A 16,115-nucleotide genomic window follows, 5' to 3' on the forward strand; every position below is an offset into this window, starting at 1 on the left:
CCGGCTAGGAGTGTCGGCGGGGTAAGGCATGATGGAGGCATGAAGGGGCAGGAGAGCGGCGGCATGCTTGCTGCCGACGCCATGGACCGGTTCAGCCGGCCGACCCGGGACTGGTTCCTGGGCGCTTTTTCGGGGCCCACCCCGGCCCAGAACGGCGCCTGGAATGCCATCTCCTCCGGCTCGCACGCCCTTGTGGTTGCGCCCACCGGCTCCGGCAAGACGCTCGCGGCGTTCCTGTGGGCGCTGGACCGGCTGCTGGCCTCCGCCCCGGCCGAACCCGAGCCCCTGCCCGGCCTGGACCAGGCAGCCAAGCGCCCAAGCAGGAGGACGGGCCAAAGCAGGGCCGCGCAGCGGAAGACCCGCGTGCTGTACATTTCCCCGCTCAAAGCGTTGGGCGTCGACGTCGAACGCAACCTTCGCGCACCGCTGATCGGCATCACGCAGACCGCCAAGCGCCTGGGCCTGCCCGCCCCGCTCATTACCGTGGGCGTACGGTCCGGAGACACGACGGCGGCCGACCGCCGCTCGCTGCTCAGCCACCCGCCGGACATCCTGATCACCACGCCGGAATCGCTCTTCCTCATGCTGACCTCCAAGGCGCGGGAAACCCTCAGCGAAGTGGACACGATCATTGTCGATGAGGTCCACGCCGTCGCCGGCACCAAGCGCGGGGCGCACCTGGCCGTGTCGCTGGAGCGGCTTGACGCCCTGCTGCCCAAGCCCGCCCAGCGGATCGGCCTGTCGGCCACCGTGGAACCCAAGGAACTGGTGGCGCAGTTCCTCGCCGGTTCGGCGCCGGTCGAAATTGTGGCACCGCCGTCGCGGAAGAACTGGGACCTGACGGTTTCTGTCCCTGTGGAGGACATGTCCGATCTTCAGGGTGCCGCGGGGGCGTTCGACTCCGGCCCCGCCTCCGGGCTCCAGCCGCAGGCGTCCATCTGGCCGCACGTGGAGGAAAAGATCGTGGACCTGGTGCTGGCCAACCAGTCCACGATCGTCTTTGCTAACTCCCGGCGCCTCGCCGAGCGGCTGACCGCCCGGCTCAACGAGATCTACGCCGAACGCCAGCTCATGGCAGCCGGAGGCGGCTGGGACGACTTTGGCGCGGGGGCACCGGACTTCGATGCCGTGCCGGTTGATGCCGGACCCACGCGAGCCGTCCCCATCGAGGCCATGCCCCCCGGCGTCTCCGGCGGCGCCGCTGCGCTGCCGGCCTCCACCGCGATGCCGGCGCACATGATGGCCCAGGCTGGCAGCACCGCCGGCGCGGATCCTGTGCTGGCCCGCGCGCACCATGGCTCCGTGTCCAAGGACCAGCGCGCCCTGATCGAGGACGATCTCAAGTCCGGGCGGCTGCGCTGCGTGGTGGCCACGTCCTCCCTGGAGCTTGGTATCGACATGGGTGCCGTGGACCTCGTGGTGCAGGTCGAGTCGCCGCCATCGGTGGCCAGCGGCCTGCAGCGGGTGGGCCGCGCCGGCCACCAGGTCGGCGAAATCTCCCAGGGCGTCCTGTTCCCGAAGCACCGGGCGGATCTCGTCCACACGGCCATCACCGTGGAACGCATGCTCGACGGCAAGATCGAACGGCTCAGCGTGCCGGCCAACCCGCTGGACATCCTGGCCCAGCAAACGGTCGCCGCGACCGCCCTGGGGGCCATCGACGTCGAGGAATGGTTCGCCACGGTCCGCCGGTCGGCTCCTTTCGCCTCACTCCCCCGCTCCGCGTTTGAGGCCACCTTGGACCTGCTGGCCGGACGCTACCCCTCGGACGAATTCGCGGAACTGCGGCCGCGGGTCATCTGGGACCGGAACGCCGGGACCATCGAGGGCCGTCCCGGCGCGCAGCGGCTCGCCGTCACCTCCGGTGGGACCATTCCGGACCGCGGGCTGTTCGGCGTCTACATCATCGGCACCGAAGCCGAGGGCACCGGCGGTTCTGCCGGTGCGGACGGCAGGGCAGCCAGCGCCGCCTCCGCCGCGGCCAAGGGCGGGCGCCGAGTGGGCGAACTCGACGAGGAAATGGTCTATGAGTCCCGGGTCGGCGACATCTTCGCGCTCGGCGCCACCAGCTGGAAGATCGAGGACATCACGCACGACCGCGTCCTGGTCTCGCCGGCGTTCGGCCAGCCCGGCAAACTCCCGTTCTGGAAAGGTGATTCGCTCGGCCGGCCGGTGGACCTCGGCCGCGCCCTCGGCGCGTTCATGCGCGAACTGGCGGCGTCCGACGTCGGACCGGCCACAGAGCGCTGCCAGGCCAGCGGGCTGGACGACTACGCCGCGAACAACCTGATCCAGTACCTCGTCGAACAGCGGCTCGCCACCGAGGTGGTCCCCAGCGATACCACCCTGGTGGTGGAGCGCTTCCATGACGAGCTCGGAGACTGGCGGGTGGTGCTGCACAGTCCCTTCGGCCTGCCGGTGCACGCACCCTGGGCCCTGGCGGTGGGCCAGCGCCTGCATCAGCGCTACGGGATGGACGGCTCGGCCATGGCGGCCGACGACGGCATTGTGCTGCGGGTTCCCATGATGGAGGACGAGCCGCCGGGCGCCGAACTCTTCCTCTTCGACCCTGAGGAACTCGAGCAGATCGTGACGGCCGAGGTCGGCGGCAGCGCCCTCTTCGCGTCCAGGTTCCGTGAGTGCGCTGCCCGGGCCCTGCTCCTGCCACGGCAGAACCCCGGCAAACGGCAGCCGTTGTGGCAGCAGCGGCAGCGCTCAGCCCAGCTGCTGGATGTCGCCCGGAAGTACCCGACGTTCCCGATTGTGCTGGAGACCGTGCGCGAATGCCTGCAGGATGTCTATGACCTTCCGGCGCTGAAAGACATTGCCGCCTCGGTGGAACGCCGGGAACTGCGGATCGTGGAGACCACCACGCAGCAGCCGTCACCGTTCGCCAAGTCGTTGTTGTTCGGCTACGTCGCGCAGTTCCTCTATGAAGGCGACTCCCCGCTGGCCGAACGCCGGGCCGCCGCCCTGGCCCTGGACTCGACCCTGCTCAATGAGCTGCTGGGCCGGGTGGAGCTGCGCGAACTGCTCGACGCGAAAGTCATCGACGCCACCGAACGCGAACTGCAGCGCCTGGCGCCGGACCGGAAAGTGCGCGGGCTGGAGGGCGTGGCCGACCTCCTGCGCCTCCTGGGCCCGCTCACCCCGGACGAAGTCGCCGAGCGGCTCGAGCCAGCTCAGGCGGTTGAATCCGCCCGAGCCCGGGAGGATGAGGCCGCTCCGGACCTCGAGCAGACCGGACCGGCCGCCGCGGACAATGCGGCTGCGGACAAAGCGGCCGCGCCTGCGGATGCCCCTGTCGCCGACGCGGCGGCCCACCTCGCAGCCCTGCAGCGCGCCAACCGGGCGATCAAGGTCAACGTCGGTGGCGCCGAACGCTACGCTGCGGTCGAGGATGCCGCCCGGCTCCGCGATGCCCTCGGCGTGCCGTTGCCCATGGGCGTACCGCTCGCATTTATCGAACCCGTCGCGGACCCGCTCGGGGATCTCGTCTCGCGCTACGCCCGCACCCATGGGCCATTTACCGCCGCGGAAGCGGCGGCGCGGCTGGGGCTCGGCGTCGCCGTCGTCGGCACGGCACTGAAGCGGCTTGCCGCGGACGGCCGGGTGGTGGAAGGTGAGTTCCGCCCGCACGCTTCGCCGCCGCCAGCCCCTGCGGGGGGCAGCGAAGACACCGACGACGCCGTGCCGTCGGGTCCCGTTCAGCCTGGCGTTTTGCCTGTTGTTCTGCCTCTGGCGGGCGTGAGCGAATGGTGCGACGCCGAGGTCCTCCGCAAGTTGCGCCGCCGTTCGCTGGCCGCGCTCCGGGCCGAAGTCGAGCCAGTGGACACCACCGCTTATGGCCGGTTCCTTCCGGCCTGGCAGAACGTGCGAGTACCCGGCGGCCGTGGCCAGTCAGCGCTGCGAGGGCTGGACGGGATCGTCACCGCAGTCGACCAGCTCTCTGGCGTGCCGATTCCGGCCTCGGCCTGGGAGCCCCTCGTCCTGGCCAGCCGTGTCTCGAATTATCAGCCGGCCATGCTGGACGAACTTATGGCCGCCGGTGAAGTCCTTTGGTCCGGTGCCGGCTCGCTGCCCGGCAACGACGGCTGGGTCAGCCTCCACCTGGCCGACTCGGCCGAACTGACCCTGAACCCGGCAATCGATTTCGCGCCCGGCGACGCCCAGCAACGGCTTCTGGAGCACCTGCAGAACAACGGCGGCGGCTATTTCTTCCGGCAGCTGACCGAAGTTGCCGGCGGAATGGACACCGTGCTGAGCGACCAGGACGTGGTGGCGGCCCTGTGGGATCTCGCCTGGGCGGGCCGGATCACCGGCGACACGTTCGCCCCCGTCCGGGCCCTCATCGCCGGCGGCCACACGGCCCACCGGCAGGTGGGACGCGCCCCGCGGGCCCGCGCTCCGCGCCTCAGCCGGCTCGGGCGTGCACACGGCACCGGCCTGCTGGGATCGCCGGGGCTCACCGGCGGCCGGTACGGCTCCGGAACCGGGACGGCGCCCGCGCCGCCGCTCGCAGCGGGACGCTGGTCGGCGCTGCCAGCCCCGGAACTTGACCCCACCATCCATGCCCGCGCCACTGCCGAACTCCTCCTGGACCGCTACGGCGTGGTCACCCGCGGCTCGGTCATGGCGGAAAACATCCTCGGCGGTTTCGGCCTCATGTACAAGGTGCTGGCCCGGCTTGAGGAAGCCGGACGCTGCCGCCGTGGCTATTTCATCGAGCACCTCGGAGCCGCACAGTTCGCCGTCCCGGCCACGGTGGACCGGCTGCGCTCCTACGTCGAGGACGCCCAGCTGCACAAGGCCGAGCCGGTGGCCCTGGCCCTCGCAGCGACCGACCCTGCCAACCCCTACGGCGCCGCGTTGCCCTGGCCTGCACTCAACGAGGAGGCCGGCACGGGACACCGTCCCGGCCGGAAGGCCGGCGCCCTGGTGGTTCTGGTCGACGGCGCGCTGGTGCTGTATGTGGAGCGCGGCGGCAAGACCCTGCTCGCCTTCAGTGACGATGCCGACGTCCTGGCCGCGGCGGGTACGGCCCTGGTGGGCGTGGTGACCCGCGGGGCCATGGACAAGCTGATCATGGAGAAGGTCAACGGGCACGGCATCCTGGGCACCCCGATCGCCGCCGCCCTCGCTCAGGCCGGGGCCTACTCCACTCCGAAGGGGCTGAGGATCCGTGCCTGAGGGCGACTCCGTGTTCCGCGCGGCCGCGCAACTGCATGCCGCCCTCGCCGGCCGGCAGCTGATCTCCTCCGATTTCCGCGTGCCCCGCTTTGCCACGCTCAAACTCGATGGCTGGACGGTGGAGGAAGTAGTGCCGCGCGGCAAGCACCTGCTCATGCGGCTCGTGGGGCCGGCAGCAGAGGGCATGTCCTCCCCCGGCCTCCCGAACAACGGCATCGGCACCGGCACCGGCACCGCTGCCAAGCGGCTGACCGTCCACTCCCACCTGAAGATGGAGGGCACCTGGCAGATTTACCCTCCGGGCGGGCGCTGGCGAAAGCCCGGCTTCACCGCCCGGTGCGTGCTGCGCACCGCCACGGCCGACGCCGTCGGATTTTCCCTGGGCATCCTGGAGGTCATCCGCACCTCCGAGGAGGACTCCGTGGTGGGCCACCTCGGCCCCGACATCCTTGGCCCGGACTGGGACCTGGCCGAGGCCGAGCGCCGGATCCGCGCCGCCCCCGACGTCCCGATCGGGGTGGCGTTGCTGGACCAGCGGAACCTCGCCGGCATCGGCAACATCTACCGCTGCGAGGCCTGTTTCCTCTCCGGTGTCCATCCGGCGGCGCCCGTCTCTTCAGTGCCGGACCTGGCCGCCATGATCAGCCATGCCAAAGTCCTGCTGGAAGCTAACCTGGGACCCGGCCGACGCACCACGGTGCTGAGCCCCGGCGGCCGGGCCGTGGGCCGAACGCCTGGGCTGCCCGGCTACTGGGTCTACCGCCGGGAGCACCAGCCGTGCGTCAGGTGCCGTACGCCGGTGCGCCGGGGAGTCCTGGCCAAGGCCGCCGGCACCGAAGAACGGGACATCTACTACTGCCCAAACTGCCAGCCGGCGCCGCCAGCGGCCTAGGTCGCCGGCCGCTTACGCCCTCAGCCGCCTTGATCGTCTCGGGCTTAGGGCGCGGCAACGGCCGGATCGGTTGCCGCCACGGGCAGCCCCGGCTGTGACCGTTCCGGCACCGTGAACCGCGGCAGCAGCAGCTGCACCAGCGGGCCGATGGCCAGGGCATAGATGACGGTTCCGGCTCCGACTGAACCGCCGAGCAGCCAGCCGGCCCCCAGCACCACCACTTCGATCCCGGTCCGCGAGGCCCGCACCGACCAGCCCGTGCGCCGCGCCAGCCCGGTCATTAGGCCGTCGCGGGCGCCCGGCCCAAGGCGGGCACCGATGTAGCAGGCCGATGCAATGCCGTTGAGCAACACGGCCCCGGCCAGCAGGCCGATCTGGCCACCGAGGTGCGAGAACTCGGGGATCAGCGCCAGTCCGATGTCGGCAAAGACGCCGACCAGCACGGCATTGGCCAGGGTGCCGACCCCGGGCATCTGCCGCAGCGGAATCCAGAGGAGCAGCACCAGGAAACTGACGATCACCACCACCGTGCCGATGCTCAGGCCGGTCTTGCCGGCGATCCCCTGGTGGAACACGTCCCATGGATCCAGCCCGAGTCCTGCCCGGATAAACATCGCAAGGGAGACGCCGTACAGGGCGAGGCCAATCAGTAGCTGGAGGAGTCTGCGGGTCATCATGGGCTCAATCCTCTCCGTAACTGGCCTTGCAAACCATATCCAGTTTGAGATACTGGCTTTATGTCCGGCTCCCTGAATGCCAGCTCGCTCGCCCGCCTCCTCGGTGCATGGAACGTGGGTGCCGCGCCCGCCTACCGCGAGCTGGCCGACGTCGTCCGCCTGCTGGTCCTGGACGGACGCGTCGCGCTGGATGTCGCCCTCCCCAGCGAGCGGTCCCTGGCCGCAACGCTCGGCGTCAGCCGGACCACCGTCACCGCGGCATATTCGCTGCTGCGGGAGCAGGGCTTTCTCAGCAGCGGCCAGGGCAGTCGCGGCCGGACCTGCATTCCGCATCACGGTACCCGGACCGCCGGCGGCACCCGGAACGGCGGGGACAGTGCCAGCGGACACGGCGCCGGGACGGATGCGTTATCGACGCTCAGCGGGCCGCCGGGCCTGGCAGTTCCGGACGGCCTCCTCGATCTGGCGTACGCGTCGCTGCCGGCGAGCGGCGAAGTGGTGCACCGCGCCTTTGCCACCGCGTTGACGGAGCTCCCGGCCCTGCTGCCCGGCTTCGGGTACGACGCCCTCGGGGTGGGCCCGCTGCGGGCCGCGATCGCGGCCCGGTATTCATCCGAGGGCGCGCCCACCACAGCGGACCAGATCCTCGTCACCTCCGGTGCGCAGCATGCCCTGAACATTGTGCTGCGGACCCTCGCCGGCCGGGCAGACAAAGTCCTCGTGGAACACCCCACCTACCCAAACGCCCTCGATGCTATCCGCGCCGCAGGCTGTCGGCCCGCGCCGGTGGCCATGCCCCCGGATTCCGGCTGGGATCTTGACGCGCTGGAGGCCGCCCTGCTGCAGTTGCGGCCGGCCATGGCGTATGTGGTGCCGGACTTCCACAACCCGACGGGCCGGCTGATGTCCGACCCCCAGCGCCGGCGGCTGGTCCGGGCCGCGGCTGCTGCGGGCACCGTGCTGGTGGTGGACGAGACACTGCGGGAACTCAACCTTGACGCAGCGTCCGCAGGGCGAATGGCGGCGTTCAGCTCCGCGGTGGTCTCGATCGGCTCACTCAGCAAATCCCACTGGGCCGGGCTGCGCACCGGCTGGATCCGGGCCAGCGAGCCTCTGATTCAGCGCTTCGCTGCCGCCCGGACCACCATGGACCTCGGCGGCCCCGTAGTGGAGCAGCTCGCGGCCGCCCACCTGGTCACCGCACTCTCCGAGCCGCTGCCGGCCCGGCTCGAGGCGCTCCGGGGCAACCGGGACGCCCTCCTCGGACTGATCACCGAACATTTGCCCACCTGGCAGACGGAACGGCCCGACGGCGGCCTGTCCGTGTGGTGCCGCCTTCCCGTTCCGATGAGCACGGCCCTGGCGGTGGTCGCACCGGACTTCGGCGTTCGGCTCGCCGCGGGGCCGAGGTTCGGCGTGGGGGGCGCCTTTGAACGCTACGTCCGGGTGCCGTTCACCCTGCCGCCGGAGCAGCTGGAAACCGCGGTCCTGGCCCTGCGCGGCGCCCAGGACCGGCTCGAGCGTTCTCCCCAGCTGCGCCGCACCCTCCCGGCGCCGCCGGCCGCCGCCATTGCCTGACCGTACCGCCCGGAGCTCACCAGCGTGCTCCGGGTTCGTAGGAGCCGGCACTCCATTCCTGTCCTTGGGGATCCAGAACCCTGGTGCGTCTGGAGCCCCACGCCGTATCCTCCGGTTTGATCACTGACGTTCCGCCGGCAGCCACAGCCCTGTTGTGGAAACCGTCCACGTCGTCAACCAGCAGGTACAGACCGTGGCCAGTCGACCAGCCGATCAGCGGCGGCTTCTGGTAATCGGCGTCGCTGCTTGCCACCATCACCACGGCCTCCCCCATACGGACCTCGGCGTGCACGACAGTGTCGTCGGGCCCGTCTTGGCGGCTGACGACTTCAAAGCCCACTTTCCGCAGCCAGTCCAGGGCCGCGGGCGCGTCAGCGTAACTGAGATAGGCGAAAAGCCTGGCTTCCATACCGTGATGATATTTGCCGCGTGGGCCTCTGGAAACACTTTCTCTGGCCATCAAGTCGGAAACGTCGGCTCGCTTCCCCGCCCGAGGCGCTTCGCGGCGGGCCTCCGCTACGTCGACTGAGAGCTGCCGGGCTCGGCGGCTATATCCGGGTGGAGTTCCTCAAGAATGGTTTCAGCCGTCGCCGGGTCGCTCAGGATCCGGAAGTGCCCGGCCGCTCGGAGCCGGATATTCCTGGCGCCGGGCAGCACGCTTCCTTCGGGAATATGGGGATCGAAGATGCCGTAGACGGAACTGATTCTATGGTTGACAGCTTCTTCGCGGGCCATCTGCAGCGTCAGGGCATTGCGGGGAGAGAAAATGCGCAGGCTCGGGATGAGCAGGTAACGCGCGTAGCGCGATCCGGAGAACGGCGTGCAGATGGCGACCATCCGGTCGATCCGCCGCTCGGCGTCCATCGCGAGCATGGCGTATTTACCAATCAGACCCCCCTTGCTGTGGGCGACGATCATGACTCCCTCAAGGCCGGCCGCGGCAATATGTTCCGCCACAAACCGGGCGGCGACCGGCACCTCGAGCCGGTTCCACTGCAGCACTGTCACCACGTGTACCGGATGCCCGGCACCGTGCAGGGCCGTGATGAGCGGCAGCATGAACCGCCAGTTCTCGTACACGCCCGGAATCACCACTACGGGACTGCGGTAGCCGCTGTGGAAGGAATCAGCCCTCGTTCGCGACAGGGCACCGCGGATTTGCCACCCAGCAGCATACGCGTAGTCCTGGGCCCACCAGAGCGCCTTGCGCAATACTCCGCTCATGCCGTGGTTTCCAAAGGCCTGCCGGGATGCCCGGCGAAATCCAGAATTGCCTGAGCCACCGCGGTGGTGCCGGTGTGCTGGGCGACGTGGCCGCAGCCGGAAACCTCACGGAATTGCCCTGCCGCAGCCCGCGCCGCCAGAACCTGACACCAGTTGCGCGATGCCACCGGGTCCTTGGCGCCCCGCAACACCAGCACCGGGACCCGAACATCGCCGATGCGCTCCTCCAAGGGATAGGACATCATGACAGGAAGCTCCGTGAGGTACCACCGGGGCCCGCACCTTACATAGTCCGTCAGGACGATCAGGTTGGAACTGGCGCTCTCGAAAAACGCGCAATCCTTGGTGAGGTCAAGGGCCTGTCGCATCACCGTGCGCCGCCGCGGGTCGACCACAGGGCCCATGAGGACGAGTTCGGTGAACCTGTCCGGCTGCCGCGCGGCGGCCTCGACGGCGAACTGGGTTCCCATTGAATGCCCCACCAGCACACAAGATGTCACCCCCGCTTCATCCAGGGCTGCCAGGATGAAGTCCGCGTAATCACCGACCGACAACTGGCGGTCAGGTTTCGGCGTTCCAGCAAAGCCGGGAAGATCGATCGAGTACGTGTCCGTGGTTTCAGCCAGCAACTGGTGCAGCCGAAACAGGTAGCGGTGGGACACACCGATGCCGTGGAGGAGGACGAAAGCCGGAGCTGCCTCACCCTCCGCGCGGGATTTCCCCGTCCCGCGGGAAGCATAGAGGCGCCCGCTCAGCCCTTGCGAGCGGACGTCGGAAACGGCGAAATCAACCATCTGTAGAGAATAGCCCCCTTGCGGCCGATAGCGGGTTCACCCTCGCGGCGGGCGGGCCAGCACTCAGGATGCCGCGGGAATTCCGGCAGGTTGTGGAGGCCGAGCCGCAGCGGGGCTTCGTTTTGGTCCGGGTCGACCTCGAACTCCTGCAGTTCGTTGAGGATGTGGGAGGTTCAGGGCGGCGGTAAGTACGAGTTCACGGCTCAGCCGGCTCTTGTTGCCGGCCGCCCCGGCGGGGGCTCCTGCGAGGTCTTGCGGGGCCGTCATTGACTTCCATCCTGACCAAGCAATACCGGGCCGGGCGGGGCCACGGGCTTGTTTCCTAGTGGGTCTACGCCTAACGTCTACATTGTAGAAACAGTCTGACGCAGGTTGCACAGGACGTTCCCCCGAAGAACCGAAATGCCACTGCAGCGATCTGCCCCCTCGGTCCCAATCCGCCCGGTCCGCCCTTCGGACCCATCCGCCACCGGCCGGGCAACGAATGTCAGATTGAAGTACCCGTTCTGACGCCTTGTGCTGGGCGTCAGAACGAGCTGCTGTAGCCACACGGCGGCATCTGTTGCACCCGCGCGGAAATGAGCCAACCATGGCAGACACGCATTTTGACCAGTTCCTTCAGGAATCCACCACCTACGACCTCGATTCGGACTGCACCCTTGAGCGGGACCAGCTCTACGGGCTCTACACCAGCTGGTGCTGCGTGATGGGGCTGGTGCCCTGCGCGGAAACGTCCTTTTGGGCGGCGATGAAGACCCGCATCGCCGCAGGCCACAACAACCACCTGCGCATGAAGGGTCCGGCCGCGGCGGACTACATCCTGAGCAGCTACCCGGTCCTGGTCTGAACCGCGTGCCCGTTCCCGGCACCTACGTTCCGCGCGACGCCCACCAACTCAGGGGCCACCGCCCCTGGTGTGCCGACTGCGACTCCGACGACCACCTCCTCGTCGATACGGTCACCGACCTCGACCCGTTGCAGGAAACCCTCGCCGTTGCCTTCAACTGCACCCGCTGTGGCGGGTCCCGGGTACTGGCAACAACTGCACAGTTTGTGGCCGCCATCACGGCCCGTCCCGGTGACGACGTGCAGCTGGAGCGTCCCGACGGGGACTACGTCCACTGCGGAGAAGCTATGGCACCGGCAGATCCGGCGATGCGGAATGCGTATCTTCCGCTCACTACCGACCCCGGTCCCGCTGATCATCTGGGCGTGTACCTGCAAACCCGGGTCTTGCGCTGCAGCTGCGGCTTCCAGATGGCACTCCCCCACTGACGCGTCGAACCGCTACCCCGGAATCCGCCCACCAACGACGAAACGGACACAACATCACCGATCATCACAACGCCCACCACGGGCGAGACCTCGCTGCCGCAACGGGTGCGTCACTTGCCGGGATGGATCTCTCACCCCATGGGCTCGCTGACATGCCGGCAAAGCAAGAAGACACCGACAGCCTCGTCTACGCGGGAAACAGCTGACCGGCGGCGATCTCCCGCGGAAGCTGTCCAAGGCCCGGGCGACGGTCCTAGGATGGAACTGTCAGCCCCGGGGCTCGCGCCGGGGACAGCCAACCGCAGGGAGACCACCATGGGCTTGGGAGACAAGATCGACAACGCCGCAGAGAAACTCGGCGGCAAGGGCAAGGAAGCTGCCGGCGAGGCAACGGGCGATGACAGCCTGAAGGCCGAGGGCAAGACTGATCAGGCGAAGTCGGACCTGAAGCAGGCCGGAGAAAAGGTCAAGGACGCTTTCAAGAAAGACTGAAAGCCAGACGACGGCGCGAGGGATGCTGCTCCTGTTGGGGGCCGCATCCCTCGCGTCGTTAATTCCGCCCCGGCAGCGGCCGGCCAGCTGGATCGGCCGGACCCGGCCAAGGCGAAGGGCAAAGTAGAATAGGCCGGGTGATGCAATCCCCCCTGCCCGTGCGCGACGGCGTGAACGCAACCCGCCTGCGCCTGCCCGAGGAAGGGCCCTGGGACACGGCACTGGACTACATGATGCATCGATGGGGACACATCGACCCGCAGGGCATCGAGGACCGCTTCGACGCCGGGGAGATCGTCGGCGAGGCCGGCGTGGCACTGGACCGCAGCACCCCGCTGCAGGACCACACCTTCATTTGGTACTACCGCACGCTGCCGCCCGAGACGCGCATGCCGGTGGAACTGAACATCCTGCACCAGGACGACCACCTGCTGGTGGTGGACAAACCCCACTTTTTGCCCACGACGCCCGGCGGCACCTACATCCAGGAATCGGCCCTGGTCCGGCTCCGGAACCAACTCGGCCTGCCGGACCTCATTCCCATGCATCGCCTGGACCGGATGACCGCCGGCGTCCTGCTGCTCTCGACCAATCCGGCCACCCGCGGCAAGTACCAGGTGCTGTTCGAAAAACGCCAGGTCCAGAAGGAGTACGAGTGTGTGGCGGCGGCCGCCCCGGCTCCTGGGTATCCGGCCGTGGACTTCCCGGTGGTGGTGCGGAACCGGATGACCAAGTCCCGCAGCTATCTGCTGGCCGAAGTCATCGACGGCGAGCCCAACACGGAAACAAGGATTGAGCTGTTGCGGACGTTCGACGCCGGCACTCCCTCCGGGGGCAGCCCCGCGGCCGGCCTCGCCGCAGACCCGGCCGGACGGCGCGCGCTGTACCGGCTGGAGCCACATTCGGGCAAAACCCACCAGCTCCGCGTCCACATGGCCTCCCTGGGGCTGGGCATCGTCAACGATGCGTTCTACCCGGAACTGCTGGACAAAGCCCCGGACGACTACGCCAAGCCACTGCAGCTACTGGCGCGCGGAATCCGCTTCATAGACCCCATCTCGGGGACCCCCGTGGAATACCGCAGCGGACTGAACCTGAGCCACGCCCGCTAGCGGCCGGAAGTACGGTACCTTGTGCCCATGGACTTGGGAAATGCGGACAGCTGGGGTGCCGCGATCTATTTTTGGATCTTCCCCTTCGTGATCGGCGACGCCCTCTTCCCGCCTCTCCCCTCAGAGATGATCGTCATCACCGGCGGCGCGCTCTCCGCCGCGGGCAGCATCAACGGCTTCCTCGTGGTGCTCCTGGCCGCCCTGTCCTCATGGATTGGCGATGTCCTGGTCTTCCAGCTCTTCAAGCGGCGGCTGAGCCACGTGCTCGATCGCTGGAGATGGGGCCGGCACTTCCACGCCACGGTGCATGCGGCCATCGCAAAGGCGGGCCGGTCCTCCACCTACGGAGCGATCATCGGCATCCGCTTCATCCCCGGCGGTCGGCTGGCCACGACGGCCGCGGCAGGCATAGCCAACGTCTCCACGCGCGGGTTCAGTCTCTGCGCGGCCCTGGGCGGCCTGCTGTGGGCCAGCTGGTCCGTGGCGCTGGGCTATTTCACGGGCTCCGCGACCGGGCTCCCGTTCTGGGCGAGCTCCCTGATCGGCGTCGGCGTCGGGATGGTGATCGGCGCCGTCGTGGGCGTGATGGTGACGCGCCGCCGGGGAAACAACTCCCCCGTGGTAACCGTTGCGAATGACCCGGACGAGGAACTGGACTTTTAGACGGGAGCCCAGCGTCCGCGGCTGCGGCGCAGCACCGTCAGCGTTCCGGTGAGAGCAACGCGTTCGACGGCGTCGCGCATCATGGCTGCCGACTCAACCGCCTGGCTGTTCTCAGCGCTGTCCGCGGTGGCCTCGACCAGGAAGCGCAGGTTCAGCTGCGGTACGCCGCCGGCGAGCTCGAGCTGGTGTGATTCGACGTGGTGCCGCGTCCCGAGCGCCTCGATGGCCGCGGCCATGACCGCTTCCGGGGCGTTTCCCGGCTTGAGCCCGGTGATCTTCAGTCTGGTCTGGAACGACGGCATAGGCTCAAGCCTAAATGCATCGGGTACTTGCGTCCGAGAGGGTACGGCGCGCACCCCACCCCCCTAACGGTCCCCCAGTTGGCTTAGCCCTGGGAGTCCCGCAGACGGGACTCGCCCTGCGCGTAAGCGTCCAGCAGTTTCCGGGCGTGCTCGCCATCGGGGCCCTCTTCCGCCAGCGCGGACCGCATGTCCTCCAGCTTCTCGGCTCCGGCGGGGAAGGGCGGAAGCAGCGGGGTGTTTGGGTCCGTCAATACTTCCAGAACCGCAGGCCGGTCGGCGGAAAGGACCGCGTCCCAGGCGGCGCCCAGCTGTGCAGGGTCGTCGACCCGGACACCCTTTAGGCCCAGCAATTCCGCGTAGCCTGCATAGGGGAAGTCCGGGATAATCTGGCTGGCGGGGAAGCGCGGTTCGGCCTCCGTTTCGCGCTGCTCCCAGGAGACCTCGGCGAGGTCGCGATTGTTGAAAACGCACACCACGAACCGCGGATCCGCCCACTCCCGCCATCGGTGCGCGACGGTGATCAGCTCCGCGACGCCCAACATCTGCATGCCGCCGTCACCGGCCAGCGCCACCAGTGGCCGCTCCGGATGGGCCAGCTTCGCCGCGAGTCCATAGGGGATGGCGCAGCCCATGCTGGCGAGCGTTCCGGACACGTGTGCCGGGACTCCCGCCGGCAAGACCAGTTGGCGGGCGTACCAATAAACACAACTGCCGACGTCGATGCTCAGCTGCGCGTCGGCGGGAAGCCTTCCGTTGAGCTCGCGCACCACCCGTTCCGGGTTGACGGGCTCGGCTGCGACGTTGGCGCGCTCCTCTGACAGGTCACGCCAGGCACGCACCTGGTCTTCGACGTCGGTCCGCCACTGGGTGCGCGTTGGCTGGTTCGGCTGCTTATCAAGCCGCGCACTTAGCTCGCGCAGCGTTCCGGCGGCGTCGCCTACCAGTCCAACTTCGACGGGGTACCGGTTGGCGATCTTCCGGCCGTCGATGTCGATCTGCACAGCCCTGGCCGTGCCCGGTTTGGGGTAGAACTCCGTCCAAGGATCGTTGGATCCAATGATCAGCAGGGTGTCGCAGTTTTCGAGCAGATGCGCGCTCGCCGTAGTGCCTAGGTGGCCCATGGTGCCGGTGGCGAAGGAAAGTGTCTCGTCAACGTATGGCTTGCCCAACAGGCTCGTGGTGATTCCGGCGTTCAACTTCTCGGCCAGGGCGACAACCTCGGCTTGCGCACCGCGGGCACCCTGGCCGACGAAGAGCGCGATCCGCTCGCCCTTGGACAGGAGCTCTGCGGCGGCGTCCAGGTCTTCCTCGGCCGGCAACACCTGGGCAGGGTGCCAGAGCGGAGCGGTGACCACTATGCCGTGTTCGTGCTCCAGTTCGGGGGCCTCGGCGGTTTGGATGTCGTGGGGCACGATCACCACGCAGGGGGACTTTGTTTCCAGTGCCGTGCGGAACGCGCGATCTATCAGCATCGGTACCTGCTCAGGGGAGCTGGCCAGCTGCGCGAACTGTGCGGCGACGTCCTTGAAGAGTGTCAGCAGGTCGATTTCCTGCATGTACGCCGAGCCCAAGACGGTAGTGCTTTGCTGGCCGATGATCGCCACCACCGGGACGCTGTCAAGCTTGGCGTCGTAGAGGCCGTTGAGCAGGTGGACGGCGCCGGGGCCTTGAGTGGACGTCACCACTCCGACTCCGCCCGTGTACTTTCCGTGCCCGACCGCCATGAAAGCCGCCGCTTCTTCGTGCCTTGCCTGCACGAACTCGATGGCGTCCTCGGACCGGTGGAGGGCACCCATGAAACCGTTGATGCCGTCTCCGCTGTATCCAAAGACCCTGTCCACGCCCCACGCCTGGAGGCGTTCCACTATGAGATCCGAAACCGTTCGCTGAGTCATGCCAGGGCTCCTGTAGTCAGT

The 16,115-nt window shown here is 68.4% G+C and carries 14 protein-coding genes; 8 read left to right on the plus strand and 6 right to left on the minus strand.

What is annotated here, in order from left to right; genetic code table 11:
* Positions 1-39: 39 nt before the first annotated feature.
* Positions 40-5,190: an Lhr family helicase gene (locus tag BM372_RS08195; RefSeq protein WP_090954014.1), complete on the plus strand. Its 5,151-nt coding sequence runs from the start codon at positions 40-42 to the stop codon at positions 5,188-5,190.
* The gene (locus tag BM372_RS08200; protein ID WP_090954016.1) at positions 5,183-6,082 is read left to right on the plus strand and encodes a DNA-formamidopyrimidine glycosylase family protein; all 900 of its coding nucleotides are present in this window, start codon (positions 5,183-5,185) and stop codon (positions 6,080-6,082) included. Before BM372_RS08195 ends, BM372_RS08200 begins: the two co-directional genes overlap by 8 nt.
* A gap of 44 nt (positions 6,083-6,126) precedes the next feature.
* On the opposite strand, the gene BM372_RS08205 is transcribed toward BM372_RS08200, so the two are convergent.
* Positions 6,127-6,837 (minus strand): membrane protein YczE, encoded by a 711-nt coding sequence (locus tag BM372_RS08205; protein WP_256214149.1) that lies wholly within the window; start codon positions 6,835-6,837, stop codon positions 6,127-6,129.
* Here BM372_RS08205 and BM372_RS08210 point away from each other — a divergent pair.
* The gene (locus BM372_RS08210; protein ID WP_090954021.1) at positions 6,820-8,337 is read left to right on the plus strand and encodes a MocR-like transcription factor YczR; all 1,518 of its coding nucleotides are present in this window, start codon (positions 6,820-6,822) and stop codon (positions 8,335-8,337) included. The genes BM372_RS08205 and BM372_RS08210 overlap by 18 nt on opposite strands.
* 16 nt (positions 8,338-8,353) lie before the next feature.
* Here the strand turns inward: BM372_RS08210 and BM372_RS08215 are convergent, their stop codons facing one another.
* The 3 genes from BM372_RS08215 to BM372_RS08225 all read right to left on the minus strand — a co-directional run bounded on the left by BM372_RS08215 (position 8,354) and on the right by BM372_RS08225 (position 10,355).
* Positions 8,354-8,746 carry a VOC family protein gene (locus BM372_RS08215; protein ID WP_090954023.1) on the minus strand — a complete coding sequence of 131 codons (393 nt, stop codon included), beginning with the start codon at positions 8,744-8,746 and terminating at the stop codon, positions 8,354-8,356.
* A gap of 107 nt (positions 8,747-8,853) precedes the next feature.
* Positions 8,854-9,561 (minus strand): esterase/lipase family protein, encoded by a 708-nt coding sequence (locus BM372_RS08220; RefSeq protein ID WP_090954025.1) that lies wholly within the window; start codon positions 9,559-9,561, stop codon positions 8,854-8,856.
* Positions 9,558-10,355, minus strand: a complete 798-nt coding sequence (locus tag BM372_RS08225; protein WP_090954027.1) for an alpha/beta fold hydrolase — start codon at positions 10,353-10,355, stop codon at positions 9,558-9,560. Before BM372_RS08225 ends, BM372_RS08220 begins: the two co-directional genes overlap by 4 nt.
* A gap of 589 nt (positions 10,356-10,944) precedes the next feature.
* On the opposite strand from BM372_RS08225, the gene BM372_RS08230 reads away from it, so the two are divergent.
* The 5 genes from BM372_RS08230 (at position 10,945) to BM372_RS08250 (ending at position 13,897) form a co-directional block, all read left to right on the plus strand.
* Positions 10,945-11,202, plus strand: coding sequence for a hypothetical protein (locus BM372_RS08230; RefSeq protein ID WP_090954029.1), 258 nt, complete (start codon positions 10,945-10,947; stop codon positions 11,200-11,202).
* Positions 11,203-11,207: 5 nt separating this feature from the next.
* A complete protein-coding gene (locus BM372_RS08235) occupies positions 11,208-11,630 on the plus strand; it encodes a hypothetical protein (RefSeq protein ID WP_090954031.1) in 423 nt (140 codons plus the stop codon).
* Between the two features lie 315 nt (positions 11,631-11,945).
* Entirely contained in the window at positions 11,946-12,122 is a 177-nt protein-coding gene (locus BM372_RS08240) for a CsbD family protein (RefSeq protein ID WP_090954551.1), read from the plus strand.
* Between the two features lie 140 nt (positions 12,123-12,262).
* Complete coding sequence (locus tag BM372_RS08245) at positions 12,263-13,234, plus strand: RluA family pseudouridine synthase (RefSeq protein WP_090954033.1); 972 nt, start codon at positions 12,263-12,265, stop codon at positions 13,232-13,234.
* Between the two features lie 27 nt (positions 13,235-13,261).
* The gene (locus BM372_RS08250; RefSeq protein ID WP_090954035.1) at positions 13,262-13,897 is read left to right on the plus strand and encodes a DedA family protein; all 636 of its coding nucleotides are present in this window, start codon (positions 13,262-13,264) and stop codon (positions 13,895-13,897) included.
* Here the strand turns inward: BM372_RS08250 and BM372_RS08255 are convergent.
* Both BM372_RS08255 and BM372_RS08260 read right to left on the minus strand, forming a co-directional pair.
* On the minus strand, positions 13,894-14,199 hold the full coding sequence (locus BM372_RS08255; RefSeq protein WP_090954037.1) for a hypothetical protein: 306 nt from the start codon (positions 14,197-14,199) through the stop codon (positions 13,894-13,896). The genes BM372_RS08250 and BM372_RS08255 overlap by 4 nt on opposite strands.
* 83 nt (positions 14,200-14,282) lie before the next feature.
* Positions 14,283-16,094 (minus strand): thiamine pyrophosphate-requiring protein, encoded by a 1,812-nt coding sequence (locus tag BM372_RS08260; RefSeq protein WP_090954040.1) that lies wholly within the window; start codon positions 16,092-16,094, stop codon positions 14,283-14,285.
* Positions 16,095-16,115: the final 21 nt, after the last annotated feature.

It is taken from the genome of Arthrobacter sp. ov118 (assembly GCF_900116495.1).
Lineage (GTDB): Bacteria > Actinomycetota > Actinomycetes > Actinomycetales > Micrococcaceae > Arthrobacter.

Coding starts and splice junctions, on each gene's coding strand:
- BM372_RS08195 (WP_090954014.1), top strand. CDS start 40: ATGAAGGGGCAGGAGAGCGGCGGCATGCTTGCTGCCGACGCCATGGAC.
- BM372_RS08210 (WP_090954021.1), top strand. CDS start 6,820: ATGTCCGGCTCCCTGAATGCCAGCTCGCTCGCCCGCCTCCTCGGTGCA.
- BM372_RS08215 (WP_090954023.1), bottom strand. CDS start 8,746: ATGGAAGCCAGGCTTTTCGCCTATCTCAGTTACGCTGACGCGCCCGCG.
- BM372_RS08220 (WP_090954025.1), bottom strand. CDS start 9,561: ATGAGCGGAGTATTGCGCAAGGCGCTCTGGTGGGCCCAGGACTACGCG.
- BM372_RS08225 (WP_090954027.1), bottom strand. CDS start 10,355: ATGGTTGATTTCGCCGTTTCCGACGTCCGCTCGCAAGGGCTGAGCGGG.
- BM372_RS08230 (WP_090954029.1), top strand. CDS start 10,945: ATGGCAGACACGCATTTTGACCAGTTCCTTCAGGAATCCACCACCTAC.
- BM372_RS08240 (WP_090954551.1), top strand. CDS start 11,946: ATGGGCTTGGGAGACAAGATCGACAACGCCGCAGAGAAACTCGGCGGC.
- BM372_RS08245 (WP_090954033.1), top strand. CDS start 12,263: ATGCAATCCCCCCTGCCCGTGCGCGACGGCGTGAACGCAACCCGCCTG.
- BM372_RS08250 (WP_090954035.1), top strand. CDS start 13,262: ATGGACTTGGGAAATGCGGACAGCTGGGGTGCCGCGATCTATTTTTGG.
- BM372_RS08255 (WP_090954037.1), bottom strand. CDS start 14,199: ATGCCGTCGTTCCAGACCAGACTGAAGATCACCGGGCTCAAGCCGGGA.
- BM372_RS08260 (WP_090954040.1), bottom strand. CDS start 16,094: ATGACTCAGCGAACGGTTTCGGATCTCATAGTGGAACGCCTCCAGGCG.